The organism is Paenibacillus cellulosilyticus (assembly GCF_003182255.1).
Taxonomy (GTDB): domain Bacteria; phylum Bacillota; class Bacilli; order Paenibacillales; family Paenibacillaceae; genus Paenibacillus_T; species Paenibacillus_T cellulosilyticus.
In genome coordinates, this window is record NZ_QGTQ01000002.1 from 486,133 (window position 1) to 505,059 (window position 18,927).

At 51.8% G+C, this 18,927-nt stretch carries 19 protein-coding genes; 9 read left to right on the plus strand and 10 right to left on the minus strand.

What is annotated here, in order from left to right; genetic code table 11:
• Window positions 1-244: 244 nt before the first annotated feature.
• Window positions 245-748, plus strand: coding sequence for a GNAT family N-acetyltransferase (locus DFQ01_RS04670; RefSeq protein ID WP_174812552.1), 504 nt, complete (start codon window positions 245-247; stop codon window positions 746-748).
• Here DFQ01_RS04670 and DFQ01_RS04675 read toward each other — a convergent pair.
• On the minus strand, window positions 745-1,158 hold the full coding sequence (locus DFQ01_RS04675; protein WP_110042706.1) for a hypothetical protein: 414 nt from the start codon (window positions 1,156-1,158) through the stop codon (window positions 745-747). The genes DFQ01_RS04670 and DFQ01_RS04675 overlap by 4 nt on opposite strands.
• Before the next feature lie 330 nt (window positions 1,159-1,488).
• A complete protein-coding gene (locus tag DFQ01_RS04680; protein WP_110042707.1) occupies window positions 1,489-2,169 on the minus strand; it encodes an HAD family hydrolase in 681 nt (226 codons plus the stop codon).
• Window positions 2,170-2,418: 249 nt separating this feature from the next.
• Here DFQ01_RS04680 and DFQ01_RS04685 point away from each other — a divergent pair, with 249 nt between their 5' ends.
• Window positions 2,419-3,360, plus strand: a complete 942-nt coding sequence (locus DFQ01_RS04685) for a hypothetical protein (protein WP_174812551.1) — start codon at window positions 2,419-2,421, stop codon at window positions 3,358-3,360.
• A gap of 343 nt (window positions 3,361-3,703) precedes the next feature.
• Here the strand turns inward: DFQ01_RS04685 and rplT are convergent, their stop codons facing one another.
• From rplT to DFQ01_RS04710, 5 genes are all read right to left on the minus strand, one after another.
• A complete protein-coding gene (gene rplT / locus DFQ01_RS04690) occupies window positions 3,704-4,063 on the minus strand; it encodes a 50S ribosomal protein L20 (protein WP_110042709.1) in 360 nt (119 codons plus the stop codon).
• 65 nt (window positions 4,064-4,128) lie between these two features.
• Complete coding sequence (gene rpmI, locus DFQ01_RS04695) at window positions 4,129-4,329, minus strand: 50S ribosomal protein L35 (protein ID WP_015842912.1); 201 nt, start codon at window positions 4,327-4,329, stop codon at window positions 4,129-4,131.
• Window positions 4,330-4,354: 25 nt separating this feature from the next.
• The gene (infC, locus tag DFQ01_RS04700) at window positions 4,355-4,927 is read right to left on the minus strand and encodes a translation initiation factor IF-3 (RefSeq protein ID WP_110042813.1); all 573 of its coding nucleotides are present in this window, start codon (window positions 4,925-4,927) and stop codon (window positions 4,355-4,357) included.
• A 206-nt stretch (window positions 4,928-5,133) separates the two neighbouring features.
• On the minus strand, window positions 5,134-6,375 hold the full coding sequence (locus DFQ01_RS04705) for a glycosyltransferase family 2 protein (RefSeq protein WP_110042710.1): 1,242 nt from the start codon (window positions 6,373-6,375) through the stop codon (window positions 5,134-5,136).
• A gap of 354 nt (window positions 6,376-6,729) precedes the next feature.
• Window positions 6,730-7,914, minus strand: coding sequence for a glycosyltransferase family 4 protein (locus tag DFQ01_RS04710; RefSeq protein ID WP_110042711.1), 1,185 nt, complete (start codon window positions 7,912-7,914; stop codon window positions 6,730-6,732).
• A 262-nt stretch (window positions 7,915-8,176) separates the two neighbouring features.
• Between DFQ01_RS04710 and DFQ01_RS04715 the strand changes: the two genes are divergently transcribed.
• Window positions 8,177-8,737, plus strand: coding sequence for a phosphatase PAP2 family protein (locus DFQ01_RS04715; protein ID WP_110042712.1), 561 nt, complete (start codon window positions 8,177-8,179; stop codon window positions 8,735-8,737).
• A 7-nt stretch (window positions 8,738-8,744) separates the two neighbouring features.
• On the opposite strand, the gene trmB is transcribed toward DFQ01_RS04715, so the two are convergent.
• Together trmB and DFQ01_RS04725 are read right to left on the minus strand one after the other, a co-directional pair.
• Window positions 8,745-9,527 (minus strand): tRNA (guanosine(46)-N7)-methyltransferase TrmB, encoded by a 783-nt coding sequence (gene trmB, locus DFQ01_RS04720; protein ID WP_110042713.1) that lies wholly within the window; start codon window positions 9,525-9,527, stop codon window positions 8,745-8,747.
• Window positions 9,528-9,683: 156 nt separating this feature from the next.
• A complete protein-coding gene (locus tag DFQ01_RS04725; RefSeq protein ID WP_110042714.1) occupies window positions 9,684-9,881 on the minus strand; it encodes a hypothetical protein in 198 nt (65 codons plus the stop codon).
• 284 nt (window positions 9,882-10,165) lie between these two features.
• Here DFQ01_RS04725 and mnmL point away from each other — a divergent pair, with 284 nt between their 5' ends.
• The 5 genes from mnmL to DFQ01_RS04750 all read left to right on the plus strand — a co-directional run bounded on the left by mnmL (window position 10,166) and on the right by DFQ01_RS04750 (window position 15,446).
• Entirely contained in the window at window positions 10,166-11,128 is a 963-nt protein-coding gene (mnmL, locus tag DFQ01_RS04730) for a tRNA modification radical SAM protein MnmL/YtqA (protein ID WP_110042715.1), read from the plus strand.
• A 4-nt stretch (window positions 11,129-11,132) separates the two neighbouring features.
• Window positions 11,133-11,720, plus strand: coding sequence for a tRNA 5-(aminomethyl)-2-thiouridylate-methyltransferase MnmM (mnmM, locus tag DFQ01_RS04735; RefSeq protein ID WP_110042716.1), 588 nt, complete (start codon window positions 11,133-11,135; stop codon window positions 11,718-11,720).
• 39 nt (window positions 11,721-11,759) lie between these two features.
• Complete coding sequence (locus DFQ01_RS04740) at window positions 11,760-12,149, plus strand: VOC family protein (RefSeq protein WP_110042717.1); 390 nt, start codon at window positions 11,760-11,762, stop codon at window positions 12,147-12,149.
• A gap of 125 nt (window positions 12,150-12,274) precedes the next feature.
• Window positions 12,275-13,249 carry a type I phosphomannose isomerase catalytic subunit gene (locus DFQ01_RS04745; RefSeq protein WP_110042814.1) on the plus strand — a complete coding sequence of 325 codons (975 nt, stop codon included), beginning with the start codon at window positions 12,275-12,277 and terminating at the stop codon, window positions 13,247-13,249.
• A gap of 166 nt (window positions 13,250-13,415) precedes the next feature.
• A complete protein-coding gene (locus DFQ01_RS04750; protein ID WP_110042718.1) occupies window positions 13,416-15,446 on the plus strand; it encodes a YhgE/Pip domain-containing protein in 2,031 nt (676 codons plus the stop codon).
• 333 nt (window positions 15,447-15,779) lie between these two features.
• Here DFQ01_RS04750 and DFQ01_RS04755 read toward each other — a convergent pair whose 3' ends face one another.
• Window positions 15,780-17,570 (minus strand): B12-binding domain-containing radical SAM protein, encoded by a 1,791-nt coding sequence (locus DFQ01_RS04755; protein WP_110042719.1) that lies wholly within the window; start codon window positions 17,568-17,570, stop codon window positions 15,780-15,782.
• 234 nt (window positions 17,571-17,804) lie between these two features.
• Here DFQ01_RS04755 and DFQ01_RS04760 point away from each other — a divergent pair, with 234 nt between their 5' ends.
• On the plus strand, window positions 17,805-18,836 hold the full coding sequence (locus DFQ01_RS04760; protein WP_110042720.1) for a hypothetical protein: 1,032 nt from the start codon (window positions 17,805-17,807) through the stop codon (window positions 18,834-18,836).
• Window positions 18,837-18,927 lie beyond the last annotated feature (91 nt).

The window sequence follows — 18,927 nt, forward strand, 5'->3', positions numbered from 1 at the left end:
GAGGTGAGCTCGTCGAAAAGGGATTTTGGCGATGGTTGCAGCAAGTTCCATCCGCTCTCTGAGCAAAAGAGCCCTTAACACTTCGTCCTCATCATTGCCGATAACGTATTAGCTTAGAACCTATTATATGCTTGCGGTTACGGTTCGTCAAGCCTCGGATTCCCGCTTACGAAATCTTATGTATCGGATGCGCCGCAGGCGATCATACCGCATACACTACCGTAGCACAGTTAAGGAGGCTTTCATGGCCGTGAGCGTGTCCATTCGTCCAAGATCGCCGCGTCAGGATGATTCCGCAATTCTTCAACTCATCCGTGACGAGATCATTCCGTACTCTTACCTTTACTCCCTTCAGGACGCCCCTACGCAAGATGAGCTGCGCAAACGGCTTGATCTGGGAGCAACTTATTCCGCCGTCTTCCCATCGACAAGCAAGCCGTACGGCTTCGTCCATGCAGTAGCTCAGGGCCACCTTTTATATGTTGACCTACTTGCCGTACTTCCATCCTGCCGAAAACGTGGCGCGGGAAGGCTTCTGATGGAAAATGCGGAGTCTTATGGCATTGCAGTCGGCTGCCAGGAGGCACTTCTGTTCGTCGATGAAGGCAATGACGCGGCGCGGCGCTTCTATGAGAAGCTTGGCTACCGCGTCACCGGATTCTCAGACCGTGTACGCTGTTATGAGATGCGCAAGCCGTTCAGTGGGTTTGGCGTGCTAGGCATGAGTAGGCGTACAAGAAGAGGTTAATAATACCCGCCGCTCTTTGGTCCATACGGTCCGCCGCCGTATGGACCATACTGTCCACCTCCGTAAGGGCCGCCACCGCCATAGCCTTGGCCCTGACCACCGCCGTAGCCGCCATAGCCAGGGCCGCCGCCGTAGCCGCCGCCATACGGCGGGCAGCATTTTCCACCGCCGCCGCCCCAACCCCAGCCGCCGCCAGCAAACAAACCGATCGCCAGCAGATCAAACAAAATGAGCGGCAAAATCGCCCGCGTCTGCACGCCACCGCTATTGTTGCCAATTGTCTCTACATAAAGTGTATGATCATCAACACGCATGAGCCTGCCAACGACAGTCGTCCCGTCACGCTTCGTTGCGTAAATCGTTTTGCCAACCAGTTGCTTCGCCTCATACTCGGAAACATTGCGTTTCATAAAGAACACCCTCCCTTCCCGTAGTCCTGTAGACTATGTGAGGGGAGTACATTGTGCTTGTACGTTTGTACCGTTTCACCCCACCCAAACCCTTCCCTCGTAAGGGAGGGCTCCAAGGGCTCTGCCCTCTGGACACCCGAAGGACTGGTCTAGATACGCTGGTACGTATGCTTGCTTTTGTCCCTTTGGGACACGCTCTACGTTATATGGGACTAGGTACGGTTGTGTAATTGCACCATGTTCGAGATGGTGCATCATACGAGCGGGTACTCGCTTTTCGTCCCTGCGGGACACGCTTTACGTGTAGCAATCGAGTGACAAGAGAAGCAATTAACTGGTGGTCTTCAACATAGGAATCAATTCAGTTAAGGAATATACGATGTAGTCCGGGGTGCAATGCTCTGGGTGAGGTTTGTTTTTGCGATTAATCCATGCTGCCTTGATGCCGACGTTATGGGCACCTATGATGTCGTTGGTGAAGGAATCGCCGATGTGAAGAACTTCGAAGGGCTGCAGATTATAAGCAATCAATGCTTCTTGAAAGATATCAGCTCTTGGCTTATAGGATCTTACTTCTTCACTTGTAATGATTGAATTGAGTTGCATGTTGTTATGTTGTATAGCAGCCTCTATATCTCCACGATCAATGTTGGACACAATGACAGTCGGGACCTGAATAGCTCCCAAGAACTCGATCGTATCCTCGAACAGAGCTGGTGTTTGCCAATGCTCAAATAATATTTCACTTAATTCTCTAGGATTTTCACTCGATTGAACAAATGCAATTGTATCCTCAAGCGATGCGATCTCGATATCACGCTGCGTCTTGAAATCATGTCCATAGGCCAGATCAAGCCGACTCGAGAATGCATGCCACCAGTATCGCCCTATCTCCTTTGTGCTTGTAAGAACGGTTGACGAAGCCAGAATCCTATCGCATATCTCCTCAATAAACAGATCATCCTCATGAACGAGCGTTCCATAAAAATCTAGAAAAACAGCCTTATACATCTTGTTTTATCTCCCGTGATAAGAGCTTAGATTCAGAGCTTAGGCATTTCCAACTTTAGCCCCTCCTACGTTAGATGCATGTTTAGAAATGAAAGAGACTTTAGAATAAGAACTGGAAGCGCTTTAATATTCTTTCACTTCCCCTGCTCTATCAGCAAAGGAGGAACTATTATAATTTCAACATCTCACGGCCTGATGCTTCCCATTAGCCAGCCGCCAATAGCCTCGTGGGCAAATCAAGCTCATCTTATGTCCATCATTCTTCGGCAGCCTGCCAGTCTGGAATGGATCTACTCGCACTATATTCAGCTGGAGCTTCTTCAAGGCTTGTCCGGAGTAGATTATCTCATCAATTACACTTTTCCAGATGCACCTGAAGCCGTATGTCCCTGGCTGGAAGTCCGTCATGTTCCAAGGACAAGCATCGAGGGCAATATTGTGCCATGGCTGCAAGAACGCCTTATGGAAGGATACTACATCTACTTATTCCTAAATACCTATCACTTGCCCAGCTACTCCTCCTATCACGAAAGCGATTATGCACACGATCCACTTATCGTTGGTTTTGACAGCAGTGCCCACACCTTCGCTATCCGAGATTTCCATTCCAACCCCAAAGGCTATTTCAAATACGAAACATTTAACGTCGATTTTGCTTCACTGGAGAGGTCATATAACACGATGTCGGAGGACATGGATAAGCTCGGCGGTGTTCAGTTGCTCCGTGTCAACGCTAATTGCACGTATCAATTCGATTCAAAGCTTGCAGCTAACTCGATTGCAGACTATCTAGAAAGCAGGTGCTCCTATCCCAAAGTCCGCAACTGGCTCACCACACCTGTGTTTTCTTACGGTTTACAGCTATACGCCCATCTTTCTGAGCATTTTCGCAGCGTAGCAGAAGGCAAGGCCTCACCAGACTTCCGCCTGCTTCACGTGTTCCACGATCACAAGCTGCTCATGCGGCATAGACTCCACTTCATGGCGTACCAGAAGCACCTTATTCCCGAGCATCTTGCAGTTAATTACGACCAAGTACTCACAACCAGCCTGCGTCTACGAAGCATCGCCCTCAAATACTACCTCACCCGAGACACAAAATATCTTCATAAATGCGACCCACTCCTATCTGATTTACAAAATAAAGAGCACCAAACGCTGCTCGCCATCATCGACGCTCTCCGCTCCTGAAAAACAAAGGTAGCTGTAGCTCCACCACTAAAGTAAAGCGTGTCCCACAGGGACGTAAGCGAGTACCCGCACGTATGACGCGCCCGTCGAACTAGTCTGCAGACCCACAACCCTATCAAGTCTCCGTCAACATAAAGCGTATCCCGCAGGGACGACAAGCGAGCGCACGCTCCGACGTACCTAGACCAGTCCTGCGGGGTCCAGGGGGCCAGCCCCCGGAGCCCTCCCTCTAGAGGGAGGGTTTGGGTGGGTGCCTCACTCCCCCTTGAGGGGGCCAGTTGGGGTGAAACAAAAACGAGCCTCGCTCCACTTAAGGAACAAGGCTCGTACATCGCGTATATGACTACGCGTTGATTTTTTGTTTTGCTACGCCTGCAAGCGAGTTGAACGCGTTGATGTCGTTGACTGCGAGGTCAGCGAGGATCTTACGGTTAACTTCGATGCCAGCCAGCTTCAGGCCGTACATGAATTTGTTGTACGACAGACCGTTTTGACGCGCTGCTGCGTTGATACGAACGATCCACAGTTTGCGGAAGTCGCGTTTAACTTGGCGACGGTCGCGGTATGCATACAGCAACGATTTCATTACTTGCTCTTTAGCTGTTTTAAACAGGCGATGTTTCGAACCGAAGTAACCTTTCGCCAGCTTCAAAATCCGTTTACGACGACGAGCGCGGACGAAGCCGCCTTTAACTCTTGCCATGAGTGAAGACCTCCTGTAGGTTGTTTTAGTTTATAAAGTGCATCGCGAGTGCTCGCGATTATAGACTATTTCAGGTTAGCCAAACCTTGTTGAATACGACGAACGTCGCCAGCAGCCATGAGTGGTTGGCCAGCGAGAACGCGTTTTTGACGACCGGATTTGTGCGAAAGCAGGTGATTTCTGTACGCTTTGTAGCGTTTTACTTTGCCCGTACCAGTAATTTTGAAGCGGTCTTTCAGACTGCTGTGCGTTTTCATCTTAGGCATTCGAGTGTTCCTCCTTGAATTTATGTTAGCTTGTAGTTTTTGGCGCCAAAATCATGATCATACTGCGGCCTTCCAATTTAGGGAAACGCTCAACGCTGCATAATTCGGCGACTGCAACTTCTTTCGCAAGGCGGTCAAGGATACGCTGTCCGATCGCTGCGTGCGCGATTTCGCGACCGCGGTAACGAACAGAGCATTTGACTTTGTCGCCTTCCTTCAGAAACTTCACAACATTGCGCAGTTTCGTCTGGTAGTCGTTTTCTTCAATGTTCGAGCGGAACCATACTTCCTTCAGATCAACGATCTTCTGGTTCTTACGGGCTTCCTTCTCTTTCTTCTGCTGCTCATACCGGAACTTGCCGTAATCCATGATCCGACAAACTGGCGGTTTCGCCTGCGGTGCGACATTGACAAGATCCATGCTTGCATCGACTGCCAGTTGAAGAGCTTCGCGAATCGACATAACGCCGAGCTGCTCTCCCTCTGCTCCAACTACGCGAACCTCGCGAGCGCGGATTTCGTCATTGATCTGATGTTCTCTGCTAATAACGTGCCACCTCCAAATATTAGTTTCCACGCAATAAAAATGCGGGCCCATCAGGACCCGCATGCCATAACCATTCGTAAATGCATCTTCGTCATCATCGACGGTTGCAATGTTATCGATCGGTCGCATATAACCAGCCGGCGCGTAGCCATTAGGTGAGAAGCGGGTGCCTCTTCTTATTGCGATAAGTTTTAAATGTTACCGACTTACTATATCACAGCGGTGCAGATGAAGTCAACAACTTCGTGATGAAGCGATTAGCCCTGCTTGCTCTGCACTTCTTCCAGACGAATAACGCGTGTATGCTGCGTGTGGCTCCATTGCTTGTTGTTCTGCGTGAAGAACGCGTAGAACGTAATTGGCCACCACGACAACAGGAAGAACGGCAGCGTTAGCATATGTGCATACATTCTCCAGTTGCGTACATTCTCCAGAATGAGCGCCAGCGGGAACATGATTACAGATGCAGCAATTGCGACGATAGGCACCCACACTGGCAGGTGTTCATAGATCGACCCAAAGATGTTATCCGCCGGGATGATATTGTCGCCCCACAGAAGCGCCGTCAGCACGAAGCCAAGCAGCGTGTTGTATACCGAGATCGAGTACAGCGCCGCGTCAAACTTAATGAAGCTGCGTTCCTTGATGCTCGCCCACAGCAGCGGGAAGAAATAGTTGCGTGCAACATTGAAGTGACCTTGCATCCAACGCAGACGCTGGCGTGCAGAAGCACGGAACGATACCGGCTTCTCGTCATACACTTTCGCATCGTAGTTCAGTACCGGATGCACACCGCGTTTAATGCAGCGCATCGTAAATTCCAAGTCTTCGACGAGGCTCGTTGCGCCCCATCCCATATCCTTCAGCAGCTTCGAATCGAAGCACATACCTGTACCGCCGAGGAAGTTCGCCATCCGCAGATTGCGGCGCGACAGCTGCCACAGACGGTTGCAGTACCAGTACGTAATACCGTAAGCAGCCGTAACCCATGAGTCGTTCGGGTTTTTCGTATCGAGGTAACCTTGAATCACTTGGTGGCCTTCGCACAGATCGTCATTCATCAAATGCAGGAAGTCGCTGTTGCACAGGTTATCCGCATCAAACATAACGACGGCATCATATTGCTTTGGCATATTCCACAGTTCTTTGAGCATCCATTCAATCGCATAGCCTTTACCGCGCAGCGTCGAGTGGTTACGGACACATGCATGAACGCCTTCATAGCCGCGAACAACGTCGGCTGTGCCGTCCGTGCAGTTATCGCAAATTACAAAAATATCGTACAGTTCTCTCGGATAATCAAGCTTCAGCAAATTTTCAACCAGTGCGCCTACGACCTGCTCTTCATTGTGTGCAGCGACGAGTACAGCGAACGATTTTTTCGGTTCATGACGACGTTGTGTCTTCTTCCGATAAATTCCAAACAAAGCGAGTACAAACTGATAGACACCGATGAACACCAGCAAAATCTGGAACGCCATCATCAAAACATTCAACATTCTTGGTATTGCCCCCTTGAGACCCCATTTTTTGAATACAGCCCTTTTTTCTTTTTCTCTCTATTGTTTTCATTTTTCAACTTCCAGCACGATTGACAACCATTCCAAGCCCGTCTTTTCTCTCTTTATGCGGCACTTAGTGCATTTTGCACCGTACGGTCAGCTTTGTCAAAAACGGTTTGAGCGCCCATATCGTCATGAGCGCCAAGTAAAACGCTTCCATGGCGAGCAATTAACGACATTGCCTCATTTTCCGTCTGCATCCCTCTTATTTTCATCCATTTGCACCGTTTTTAATGCTTACGTCCGGCAAAATTGATCATGAATCCGCCACCATACGAAAAATTGTACAGTTTACGTTATAAAACGTTGCACCATTGTCTCTGTGTTTCCAGACTCAGCCTCCAGAAATTGCGACAGCAATCGTCCGAATATCGCGTCCCATGACTGATTCCGGCTATATGCGAGCCCTCTCGCGGAGAGACGTCCGCGCTCCTCTGGATCATGGTACAGGCGCTCCAACGCGTCTACGAATGAATCAACATGACCAGGGTCGCACAGTAAGCCGTTGACGCCATGCGTCACTGTGTCCGCAACACCTCCTGCTCTTGCGCCGATCACCGGCGCCCCGCACGCCATCGCCTCGAGCACGACATTACCGAACGTCTCCGTTGCAGAAGGGAACATGAATGCGTCTGCTGCTGCATACAGTTCCCGAAGAGCCGGCATCGATTGAAACCCGAGAAAATGAATCGGCAGCTGCTCGCGCGTAACGCGAGCGGCAAGCTCGCTTGCTGAAGGGCCGTCGCCGGCGATTAGCATGACCGCATCCGGATGGGATCGACGGAACTTGTCAAAGGCATCGATGGCAATCCCCACATCTTTTTCCGGCGACAGCCGTCCGACATACAATACCACGAATTGCTCTGGTGTAATCGTGCAGGAAGCAGGCAGCTCGAGCTCGCTCCGGTTGACACCTGGATAGAACTGATCTGCCTTGATTCCTCTAGGCCATACGAGAAGACGTTCTCCGCGCCATCCACGTCCGACAAGCTGCGCCTTCGTAGAAGGAGAGGGAACGAAGATCATCCTGCATTCGTGGTGAAACCATTCCATATATCTCCATAACAGCTTTGCCATCCATTGCAAATTGTAATACGGCAAGTAACGATCAAAATGTGTATGGTAGGAAGCAACGAGAGGAATTCGATATTTCTTGGCGTAGTGGATTCCGAACAGTCCCATATTGAATGGGGTGGCAACATGAATCAACGTTGGCTGGAACAGTTGAAGAGCACGGCGTACGGGAACGGGGTTAGGCACGGCCAGCCTGCATTCGGGGTATAAGAAGAATGGAAACGAGGTGAACCGCTGCACTTGAATAGACGTCTGCTGCGAGGTATGATCCATGGCTGGATCGGGGGCAAATACCATAACCTCAATACCTTGCCTTCGCAAAAAATCGGTCCAACGACCCAATGTTCGCGCAACTCCGTTCACTTCTGGCTCATACGTATCTGTAAATATCGCTAACCGCATCCTCGCTCCCCCATTTCCATCCGATCTGACCGCAGCTCTCAGCACTAATGTACGCTGCATAAACAGCGGCATGCCTACAATGTAACGGAATACTGTTTCCTTAGCGTCAATGGCGCATTAAGGGTTCATTAATATCAGATTTGCATCGCGATGACACAGCCGAAACAATCGGATGCTACATTGTGCGTGAGTCATATTCCACACAAAAAAACCGCTTCGCAATTTGCGAAGCGGCTTAATCTTAGCTAACGGAGGGATCGGTATGGAACGTATGATGGGGTGGCTCCGCTCTCGCGATCATCAAATGCTTATGATTGCGAACCGAAGACCCGCACACCGACTGCTGCAAGCAGGTCTTAGCCGTTGGCTTGAAACGATCACCCATATGGGCGGCGCTACATTTACACTCTGTACCGCACTGTGTGCGGCCATTGCAGGATCGGCAGCGTGGAGTATAGCAGGCTGGCAGTGCATTGCTGCCGTAGCGGTCAGCCACTTGCCCGTCGCTGTAATGAAACGACATTTTCGCAGGCTGCGGCCTTATCAGAAGCTTCCTAACATTAACGCGTGCCGTTCCCCGCTTCAGGACTCATCGTTCCCATCGGGACATACGACCGCGATCTTCGCTTGGCTTATTCCACTTATCGCTGCGGCCGGCGCTTCCGCCGTACTGCTCCTGCCCGCAGCCATCGTAGTTGGCTTGTCCGTCGCTTGGTCGCGCATGTACCTCGGATTGCATTATCCATCCGATGTGTTCGCGGGGGCCATGCTTGGTTCTGCCACAGCGGTCGGCATGCTGGAGCTATGGCCGATCCTGCTCTAATTGAATATTACTCGTCTGCCGATTCCGAGTCCTGCTCGTTATCGGCTTCTTCATTTGCTTCGACAGCTCTCGCCGCTTCTGCCGCTGCCGCATCTCGCTTCGCACTGCGATAAGCAGCAATCGCTTCATCGCCGATCAGTACCTCGATGCGATGAATATTTTGTCCACGATTAAAGAACTTCATCTCATATTCCGTCGGTACGAGGTCGTCGCGCAGCCCATCTTTATGCAGGTTCAGGGCGATATTGCGCGTGAGCAGCTCCATATCTGCGAAGCTGTTGAGCGAGTATTCGAACAACGACACCGAATCGGTCTTGAAATGAATTTCACCACGCGTATTCAATGCTTTCATATACTTGCTCACAAAACGCGGGTGCGTCAGACGACGGCGCGCATGCTTCGCCTTCGGCCACGGATCACTGAAGTTCAAATAAACGCGCTCCAGCTCATCTTCCGCAAAAATGTCTTCGACGAATTCGATGTTCGCCCGCAGCAGCGCCAGATTAGGCGGACTGTCCACGCCGCGCTCCGCCCAGATGCGGCGCGCTTTCTCGCTGGCACGGCGCACGAGTTCATCGTACATATCGACACCGATAAAATTAATGCCTGGATTACGGAAGCTCTGCGTGCTAATGAACTGTCCCTTGCCCATGCCGAGCTCGACATAAATCGGATTGTTATTGCCGAAAAATTCGTTCCAGCGTCCTTTATAGGCAGTACCGTCTAAGACGACAAGCTCCGGCTGGCTTTCTATGCTTTCCAATATTCCTTTTCTTCCACGTAAGCGCATGTTCTCTCGTCCTCCACATTGAACTAGCCCTAATTGTGCCGAAGATAAGCAAGAAAGTAAAGAGCCAGGCACAGCGGACAATGAAAAAGACAGCCCCGATGCTTCTGGACTGTCTCCATAGGAGTAAGCGTGTTCATGTGAACACCGCTTTATATTCTAGAATTCGTAAGCCGATTGGCTGCGGCCTTCGATCTCATAGGTCTGCTCCAGCACTTCATTAAGTTTCTTACGCGCTCCGACTTCAATCATATGGTTATTCGGAAAACGAGCGCCGGCCAGTACCATCAGTTCCTTAACCGTCAGTTCAACCTTCACTTTGTCTTCGCCGTGCGGAATTCTCAAATTCGTATTCATTACCCATCACCTCATCGATTTTTTCATTATAATTCCCAGAAAATCGACATTCTATATCACATGCTGCGATGTAAGGTTTCTACGAAGATTTCATTGATTTGTCGCACTTTTAATTTAACACATCATGTAAGGTTACGCAAGTGAAAACGGCTTATTTGGGCTCTTTATTTTCCAGCTGTTTTTTTGTCCAAATCGCACCTAGAACATGGAAATCGACCCCGAATTTCGATACAATGAACGGTAGCATGCGAGGGAATATACGTGTTTAAAGAGAAGGAGCTATTATGGCAGCTGCAAGCGATACCGTTGTGCCGAACTCGCCCGTAATGTGGGGAGACAAACGGTTTCATACATGGAATTATGAAATGAAGGAGCAATTCGGCGAGAAGGTGTTCAAGGTTACGTTGGACGCAGGGTTTACTTGCCCGAATCGCGACGGCTCGATAGCCAAAGGCGGCTGTACCTTCTGCAGCGCGCGGGGATCTGGCGACTTCGCTGGAAGCCGCCGAGATGATCTCGTCACGCAATTCAATAAGATTCGAGACCGTCAGCACTTGAAATGGCCAAATGCGAAGTACATCGGCTATTTCCAAGCGTATACGAATACGTATGCGCCGGTGGAGGAGCTGCGCGAATATTATGAAGTCATTTTGCAGCAGCCAGGCGTTGTTGGCCTGTCGATCGCGACGCGTCCTGACTGCCTGCCCGACGATGTAATCGACTATCTGGCCGAGCTGAACGAGCGGACGTATTTATGGCTGGAGATGGGGCTTCAGACGGTTCACGAATCGACGTCGGAGCTCATTAACCGAGCGCATGATACGGCTTGTTACGAGGATGCGGTCCGCCGTCTGCGCGCGCGGGGCATTCGCGTCTGCACGCATATTATCTACGGTCTCCCCCAGGAGACCCATGAGATGATGCTGGATACGCTGCGGGCCGTTTCTCGTATGGACGTGCAAGGGATTAAGATTCACCTGCTCCACCTCATGCGCAAGACGCCGATGGTGAAGCAGTACGAAGCCGGACTGCTGCAGTTTCTTGAGAAGGACGAATACATTAAGCTGATTGTCGATTCGCTGGAGCAGATGCCGCCGAACATGATTGTCCACCGGTTAACCGGCGACGCGCCTCGCGATCTGATTATCGGACCGATGTGGAGCATGAACAAGTGGGATGTACTCAATTCAATCGATAAGGAGCTTGTCCGCCGAGGAACGTGGCAGGGCAAGCTGTGGAAGGAGTGAGCGCATGGGCTTTCTATCCGTGCTCAGCATGGCACACCAGATGATTCGCGAACGGGTTCACCCAGGCGATATTGTGATTGATGCGACAGCAGGCAATGGCGTAGACACCCGCTTCCTCGCTGAGCTTGTTGGGCCTCGCGGCGTCGCCTATGCCTTCGATATTCAAGAAGCAGCGATTACAGCGACGCGCAAGCGGCTGGAGCCCCTTGAGGAACAGCTCCTGCTGCCCGACCTTCGACTCGTGTACGACAGCCACGAAGCGATGACCCGGCACGTGGAGGCGGATCATGCCGGGAACGTCGCAGCAGCGATGTTCAATCTCGGCTATTTGCCGGGAGCAGATCCGTCTGTTATCACGAAGACGGACAGCTCGATAGCCGCACTGGAGGCTGCGGTGTCGCTAATGAAACCGGGCGGCATCATCACCTGTGTGCTCTATCCCGGCCATCCCGGCGGCGGCGATGAAGCCGAAGCGGTGCTGCAATGGGCACAAGCGCTGCCTTCAGCAGAAGGACAAGCTGTCCTGTACCGTATGGCGCAGAAGCCCACGGCGCCGTTCCTCGTTGCGATCGAGCGAAGCCGGAAGCAATAGTGAAGTTATTTTATCCAATTCCATCGGGAGGTTTTGTTCATGGCTATTCGTAAAATCGAGCACGTAGGCGTTAGAGTAATCAATTTGGAGCAATCCATCGCATTCTACACGAAGGTGCTCGGTCTGGTGCATCGCAATACGCTCGTTCCAGGCAATGGAACTGTACGGCTTGGCTTCCTTGCATTCGCAGGCCACGAGGAAACCGAGGTTGAGCTGATCGAGAACGCGAAAGAGTTCCCAGCAGAAGGCAAAGTTCATCATCTCGCTTTCACGGTCGACGATGTGGAAGCCGAGTTCGTCCGTATCAAGGAGCTGAATGTACCGCTCCGCGACACCGAGATTACAACGCTGCCGGACGGCAGCCGCTACTTCTTCTTCTACGGTCCTGACGGCGAGCTGCTGGAGCTGTTCCAGCCTGGCGCACGCTAAGACCATATAGACGCCCCAGTACAAACATCCTGCTCATTCCGACATCATGTCTCTAACCCGAAGTGGATACTGCTATCCAATCCTTATTCCGTTCATTCAAGGAGAGAGAAACGATGACGAACACAATGATCAAACCATATCCGCTGCTGTTCCAGCCAGAGATGAAGGAACGTATTTGGGGCGGCCGAGCACTTGCACAGTTCGGGCTCGAACTGCCGGAAGGGTCAATCGGCGAAGGCTGGATGATCGGCGACCATCCGAACGGCACGACGACCGTATTGAACGGCCCGTTGGCTGGAACAGGTCTCGATGCGATACGCGAGCATTATGGCAAGGAATGGTTCGGTACGAAGGGCTTCTCCGAGCGTAACGGCCGCTTCCCGCTGCTGATCAAGCTGCTCGATTGCAACGATGATTTGTCCGTTCAGGTGCATCCGACGGATACCTATGACGGACTGCCAGAAGGCGAGCTTGGCAAGACGGAGATGTGGTACATCCTGGATGCGAAGCCTGGTGCGACGATTGTCTACGGCTTAAAAGAAGGCGTTGATCGTGCTGCCATGGAGGCTGCAATCGCAGAAGGACGCATTATGGATACGCTGCAGGTCGTTCCTGTCGAAGCTGGCGATGCGTTCTATATACCTGCCGGCACGGTTCACGCGTTGTGCTCTGGTGTTGTCGTTGCAGAGATTCAGCAAAACTCCGATACGACATACCGGCTCTACGATTACGACCGACCGGGGCTCGACGGCAAGCTTCGTGAGCTGCACGTCGAGGCTTCGCTTAATGTCATTGCCTACGAAGGCGCTGGCGCACAGCGGATGAAGACCGATGGCATTCGGCCGGGTGAATGGCTGACGATTGCGAGCTCGCCGTATTTTATCGTTGAGAAAGGCATTGTGATTGAACCGCTTGCACTAAAAACTACGCCAGAAAGCTTCGTCATTCTCGTCGTGGCCGACGGTCAAGGTACGATAAGCTGGAATGAAGGGGTTGAGCGGCTGGCGCTCCGATCAGGCCAATGCCTCCTGCTTCCCGCAAGCCTCGGCGGTTATACGGTGGATGGCAGCATGACCGTGCTGAGAAGCATGGTGCCTTAAACAAGGAGCTCATACCATACAGCAGCGGAGTACCGCCTCAGACGGCGATACCCGCTGCTGTTTTTATTTTCCACGATATAAGCCTACTGTCAGCTGCGGTTATGTCTCCCCCATTCGGAAAACAATAGGTACGATTCATTATCGACATTGTGCCTAGGGGGTCATCATGCGCACCATCCTATCCATCTACACTGCAGACGTCAGAAGCATGTTCAAGTCCCGCAGACTAACCATGCTGGTCGTAGCACTCATGCTGCTGCCTTCCGCCTACGCTTGGATTAATATTAAAGCCGTCTGGGACCCATACAGCAATACGACTGGTATTCCTGTCGCAATCGTCAATGAAGATACAGGCGCACAGATCGAAGGTAAAGCGATCAATGTCGGGGATGAAACCGTCAATGGACTGAAGAGCAATCCCAAGCTGGGCTGGGCGTTCGTTGACCGTGCGGAGGCAGAGCGTGGTGTCCATTATGGTGATTACTACGCCTACCTCATTATCCCGAGCGACTTCTCCGCGAAGCTTGCAAGCATTCTAGAAGCCGAACCCCAGCAGCCGACCATTACATACGCCATTAACGAAAAAGTGAACGCATTAGCGCCGAAGATTACCAGCTCCGGCGCAACCGGTATAACGGATCAGATCAGCAAGTCGTTCACGCAAACGGTCAGTGACGCTGTGCTTACCGCCTTTCATACAGCCGGAATCGAGCTCCAGAAGGAGCTGCCTACGATTCAAAAAGTAGAGAACGGCATCCTTGAGCTCGAGAAGGCTTTGCCTCAGATCGAAGCGCTCGGCCAAGGGGCAATCGCACTGGAAGCCAAGCTGCCGTCGATCAAGCAGAAGATTGACAAGGTGATCGCGCTGCAGCAGCATATTCCCGACCTGAATAAGGCTGGGGATGCGATTATGAAGCTGGAGACGGATTTGCCCAAAATAAAGGAAGCGTTGGATAGTCTAACCGCTCTTCGCGATAAAGCAACCAGCCTGCAAACCATTCCAACAGCCTTAACCGACATGGAAGATCGTCTGGCCACTATCGATGCCAATCTAAGAAAAGCAATTGAAGATGCGAACAAGACAGTGGCAGCGACGAATGCGAACGGCACGGATGAAGGGGCTACCATCATTGCTGGAGAGCTTCAGAAGCTGACTCCGCTCTTAGATGAGGTCGCGACACTTCGTACCCGTCTTCAAGAGACGCGAACTTCCTTGAAGGCTAAGGTAGACGAAGCGTTGAGGATGATGGATACGATCAACAGCGACTGGCCAGCGATTGAGCAGCGCGTGCAGAAAGCGGCCAACTTCGTCCGCAACGATCTGCCAGGTGTGGAGGCCGATATCAAGACCGCGACCACCCTCTTACAGGAGAAGCTGCCTGCTATGGAAGAAGCGATTCATAAGGCGGCTGATTTGGCTCGGAATGACCTGCCTGGCTTCGAGCAGAAGGTGCGAGAGGCAGCCAATAAAATCCGTACGCTGCAGAGCAGCGCCGACTTGAATGAGCTGATCAGTTATCTGCTGCACGATCCGCAGAAGAGCAGCCAGTTTCTAGCGGATCCCGTGAATCTGGAGACGGTACGTTTATTTCCTATCGACAATTACGGTACAGCCATGACACCGCTCTATACCATGCTGGCACTATGGGTTGGCGGCACGATTCTCATTACAGCGCTCCCCGTCAACGTTCGCAATCCCGAGCACAAATTCAGAAGCTATCAAGTTTACTTCGGCCGACTGGTCACTTTCTTATCGGTTGGTTTGGGACAGGCGCTTATCGCAACGCTTGGTGTGCTGTACCTGCTGCATGTACATGCCGCAAACAAGCTGTGGTTCGTATTGACCGGTGTGTTCGTTGGGGTTGTATTCGTCATTATTACGTACACGCTGCGATCCATCTTCGGCAATGTCGGCAGCGGACTTGCGATGCTGTTCCTTGTGCTCCAAATGTCGAGCTCCGGGGTGACGTTCCCGATCAGTATGACGTCCCGCTTCTTCCAAGTTGTAAGTCCGTTCATGCCGTTCACCCATGCGATCATTATGTTCCGAGAAACGATAGGTGGAATGATCGTATCCACCATGTGGAAGGAAGCAACGGTGCTGCTCTCCTTCATCCTCCTCTTCTTCGGCCTTGCGGTCCTGCTCAAGCAATCGTTCAGCAAAGATATCGAGCTGAACAGCGATGAAGAGATATAAGGAGGATTGAAACCGGAGGCGCCCGCGCCCGCCGCCGCTCTAAAGGATGCCTCAGCGGTTATACCAACGAGAAGGCTGCCACCCTCTGAACTAGCGGTTTTCCTAGAGCCTATTAGGCGTACAAACGGACTGTGGGGATGAAAAATAACCCAATAGGCTCAGCGGCAACCGCTAGCGTTTGAAAAGACAGGCTTCGAGCTGAATAAGCGCTGTTGCAATCGTTACTGCAACTGTTACTGTTACCGTGCTTGATCGCGATCAGCCAAACAGCCAATGCAAAACGAAAAACAGCGGCACGGGATTATCATCCCGTGCCGCTGTCTTCCGTTTCCGTTATACAAGCATATCGTGCGTAATCCGCAGTGCATAAGGCTTCCCTGACGAGTCGCCTTGATAGATCATCACAACGAGCGAGTCCGACGATTGGTCGATCTCTCCCTCCGCCAAGTACCGCTCCAGATCGAAAGGAACACGATCGATGACGGCATGCTTCTGCAGCTCCTTATCGGCGAAGCCAAGCGATGCGAAGCCGCCGGACACTTCCTGTGGCCGTTCGGTAAGGCGTTTCATCCAGCTGCTCCACTCGGCTTTGTCCATGGCGAAATCCCACCATACTTTACGTGGCTTGAACTTATGCTGCAGGAAGTAATCCAGCTTCATCAAGCCAAGCGTCACGTTCAAGTCGAGACGCCCTTCAGACGCTTCGACACCGCGATCGTTCAGGAACGCCCAAAGGCGCGAGAACAAATCCTCCAGCTGATGACCGATCCGCTGCCAGCCCCGCTCCTCCCAGTAATCGCCGAACGATTGGAAGAAGTCGAATGGCGACGGGAAGACACGCTCGACGAGATACAGCAGCGTATGATCCATCCGATGCGCATTCCAATATTTCTCCAGCACATCCTCGACACGTTTAATGCGGACGATGTCCGAGAATGGAAGCAGGTCATTGCCGAGAATTTCGTATGGTGCACGATCCATATAGATATAGCCATGCTTCTCTGCGTCGATCCGCATACCTGTACCGCGAAGCATCTTCAGGAAGCCGAGCTGCAGCTCCTCTGGACGAAGCGCGAATACGTCGTTGAACGTCTTGCGGAACGTGTCGTAATCTTCGTGCGGCAGGCCGGCGATCAAATCGAGATGCTGATCGATTTTGCCCGAATCCTTCACCTTCGTTACGGTACGCGTCAGCTTCGTGAAGTTCTGACGACGCTTAACCGCCTCGTTCGTCACATCATTCGTTGATTGGACACCGATCTCGAACCGGAAAACGCCCGGAGGCGCATGCTCGGCCAAATAATCAAGCACCTCTGGCCGCATAATGTCCGCTGTAATCTCGAACTGGAAGACGCAGCCTTGATGATTCTCGATAAGGAACTTGAACATCTCCAGCGCATAGTCGCGCTTAATGTTGAACGTCCGGTCGACAAACTTTATCAGCTTCGCTCCTTGGGCGATTAAGAACAGAATATCCGACTTCGTCCGCTCGATATCGAAGTAGCGTACGCCAACCTCGATGCTCGACAAACAGAACTGACAGCTGAACGGGCAGCCGCGGCTCGTCTCGAAGTAGACGACGCGATTGCCAAGCGTAGGCATGTCCTCCTTGAACCGATATGGCGATGGCAGCGTAGCAAGATCGAGCTTCGGCCGTCCGGGATTCACCAATATTTCACTGACGCCGTTACGGACCTTACGGTATGAAATACCGAATACGAGATGGAACTTGCGATCTCCCTGCAGCTCCTGCAGCAGGTGATGGAACGTCTCTTCACCTTCGCCAACAACGATGTGATCGACCTGTGGAATACGCTCCATCCAGAACTCCGTATCGTAGCTCACTTCCGGTCCGCCGAGGACGATCGTCACCTCAGGCATAATTTTGCGCAGCATGTCGATGACGACGATTGTCTCCTCGATGTTCCAGATGTAGCAGGAGAAGCCGACAACATCCGGGCGACGAGCGAAAATATCCGACACAATGTTCATCGCCGGATCCTTGATCGTATATTCCGCAATTTCTATATTCGGAAAATCCTTCTCGGCAAACGCCTTCAGGCAGCGGAGCGCGAGCGAGGTGTGTATATATTTGGCATTCAGCGTTGCCAGAACGATATTCATAGCAGTCAAACCCTCTCATCACATTGGCAAATAGTTTATTACGCCCTATTGTACCATTTTTCATGCATGAAGGAGAACTACACCCGTGAATTGCCACTGTATGCCGCAAATGTTCCAATCAGCCGACAGCACTATTCGACAGCTTATCCTTGTCGATTGCGATACGATAGAGACAAGCTCTAGGCGCGCATCATGCATCGCGTGCCGAATAACGCTGAAGGAGGCCTTGCCGTAATGGAACGTGCGTGGACGGAGAAAGAGCCGCTGGTGCCGGAGTGGTATGACCATAAAGAGGACAAGAAAGAGCAAGCCGATGGTATGCCTAAGCTTTCAATGAAGCTGTTATATGGAATGATTCAGGAATTGAAGCAGTCCAGTGAACAATTAAGTGCAAGGCTGGATGATTTCGAACATTATATGATCGAAGTCCAAGCGGCGCGGGCACAATTGGAAGCAGATGCCGCAAGAACAATAGCAAGAGCGAAAGCGCTCGCAGCCTATCATGAACGCGTTGCGTTCGCCGAGGCTGCAGCAGCAGTACCTGGTATGGCGGCTGCTCCACCAACATCAGCTGTGCCGTCATCAGACTTTGAGGATGAAGAAACCACTGTGATGGAGCTCGCTGAAGCGGTAGTTGAGCATCCAACCGCTGCTGCCGAAGAAAAGGTGGTTGAGCATCCAACCGCTGCTGCCGAAGAAAAGGTGGTTGTGACCGCAAATATGACAGCCGTCACGGCAAACGTACCTCATGCCGAAGTAGAAGTCGAATCTGTAGGGAGTATGATCGAACCAGAGCCGTCTGCTGCCCTCTCAGCAGAGGAGCATGCAGCGCTATTAAATACCGTTACTGAAATATTCAATCACTCCTCTACAGCCGTTGAGCCGATTGCCGACAACAACTCCCAAGCCGCTGAAGAACGAATCGTGATTGAAGCGATTCCGCTGCACGCCAAGCCAGGCAAGCTGGAATCGCAGCCGTCCTACCTGATGTCTCTGGCACAGGAGGTTCTCGGCTTCACCAGCTCAGATGAAGACGTGGAGGACGGACTCGATCCAGGCGAGGGCGCTAATCCGTTCGATCCAGATAGCTTCGCCGCGCACAGCATGGAGATTGCCGAAGCACAAGCAGCTCCGGCCGCTGCGCTCCCTGCTCAACACAGCGCAGCAGCGATGTCATCACCGTTCTTCACGCCGCGCTCACAGCGTCATCAATCGTCGAAGAAGACGTTTCTTAGCTTATTCGGCTTCCGGACACGCATCTCGTAATGCTGGTTAGTTCGCCGGTTTTGCACACAGAAATAAGCCCTCTGCCAGTATGAACAGGCAGAGGGCTTTATTGGTATATCGTATAGGAATA

Bases quoted from the DNA above. Each gene is read 5' to 3' on its own strand.
- rplT (WP_110042709.1), bottom strand. From the start codon at position 4,063: ATGGCAAGAGTTAAAGGCGGCTTCGTCCGCGCTCGTCGTCGTAAACGG.
- mnmL (WP_110042715.1), top strand. From the start codon at position 10,166: ATGGCAGCTGCAAGCGATACCGTTGTGCCGAACTCGCCCGTAATGTGG.
- DFQ01_RS04715 (WP_110042712.1), top strand. From the start codon at position 8,177: ATGGAACGTATGATGGGGTGGCTCCGCTCTCGCGATCATCAAATGCTT.
- DFQ01_RS04685 (WP_174812551.1), top strand. From the start codon at position 2,419: ATGTCCATCATTCTTCGGCAGCCTGCCAGTCTGGAATGGATCTACTCG.
- DFQ01_RS04725 (WP_110042714.1), bottom strand. From the start codon at position 9,881: ATGAATACGAATTTGAGAATTCCGCACGGCGAAGACAAAGTGAAGGTT.
- DFQ01_RS04705 (WP_110042710.1), bottom strand. From the start codon at position 6,375: ATGTTGAATGTTTTGATGATGGCGTTCCAGATTTTGCTGGTGTTCATC.
- DFQ01_RS04675 (WP_110042706.1), bottom strand. From the start codon at position 1,158: ATGAAACGCAATGTTTCCGAGTATGAGGCGAAGCAACTGGTTGGCAAA.
- rpmI (WP_015842912.1), bottom strand. From the start codon at position 4,329: ATGCCTAAGATGAAAACGCACAGCAGTCTGAAAGACCGCTTCAAAATT.
- DFQ01_RS04710 (WP_110042711.1), bottom strand. From the start codon at position 7,914: ATGCGGTTAGCGATATTTACAGATACGTATGAGCCAGAAGTGAACGGA.
- DFQ01_RS04750 (WP_110042718.1), top strand. From the start codon at position 13,416: ATGCGCACCATCCTATCCATCTACACTGCAGACGTCAGAAGCATGTTC.
- trmB (WP_110042713.1), bottom strand. From the start codon at position 9,527: ATGCGCTTACGTGGAAGAAAAGGAATATTGGAAAGCATAGAAAGCCAG.
- DFQ01_RS04760 (WP_110042720.1), top strand. From the start codon at position 17,805: ATGGAACGTGCGTGGACGGAGAAAGAGCCGCTGGTGCCGGAGTGGTAT.
- infC (WP_110042813.1), bottom strand. From the start codon at position 4,927: ATGGGCCCGCATTTTTATTGCGTGGAAACTAATATTTGGAGGTGGCAC.
- DFQ01_RS04740 (WP_110042717.1), top strand. From the start codon at position 11,760: ATGGCTATTCGTAAAATCGAGCACGTAGGCGTTAGAGTAATCAATTTG.
- DFQ01_RS04680 (WP_110042707.1), bottom strand. From the start codon at position 2,169: ATGTATAAGGCTGTTTTTCTAGATTTTTATGGAACGCTCGTTCATGAG.
- DFQ01_RS04755 (WP_110042719.1), bottom strand. From the start codon at position 17,570: ATGAATATCGTTCTGGCAACGCTGAATGCCAAATATATACACACCTCG.
- DFQ01_RS04670 (WP_174812552.1), top strand. From the start codon at position 245: ATGGCCGTGAGCGTGTCCATTCGTCCAAGATCGCCGCGTCAGGATGAT.
- mnmM (WP_110042716.1), top strand. From the start codon at position 11,133: ATGGGCTTTCTATCCGTGCTCAGCATGGCACACCAGATGATTCGCGAA.
- DFQ01_RS04745 (WP_110042814.1), top strand. From the start codon at position 12,275: ATGATCAAACCATATCCGCTGCTGTTCCAGCCAGAGATGAAGGAACGT.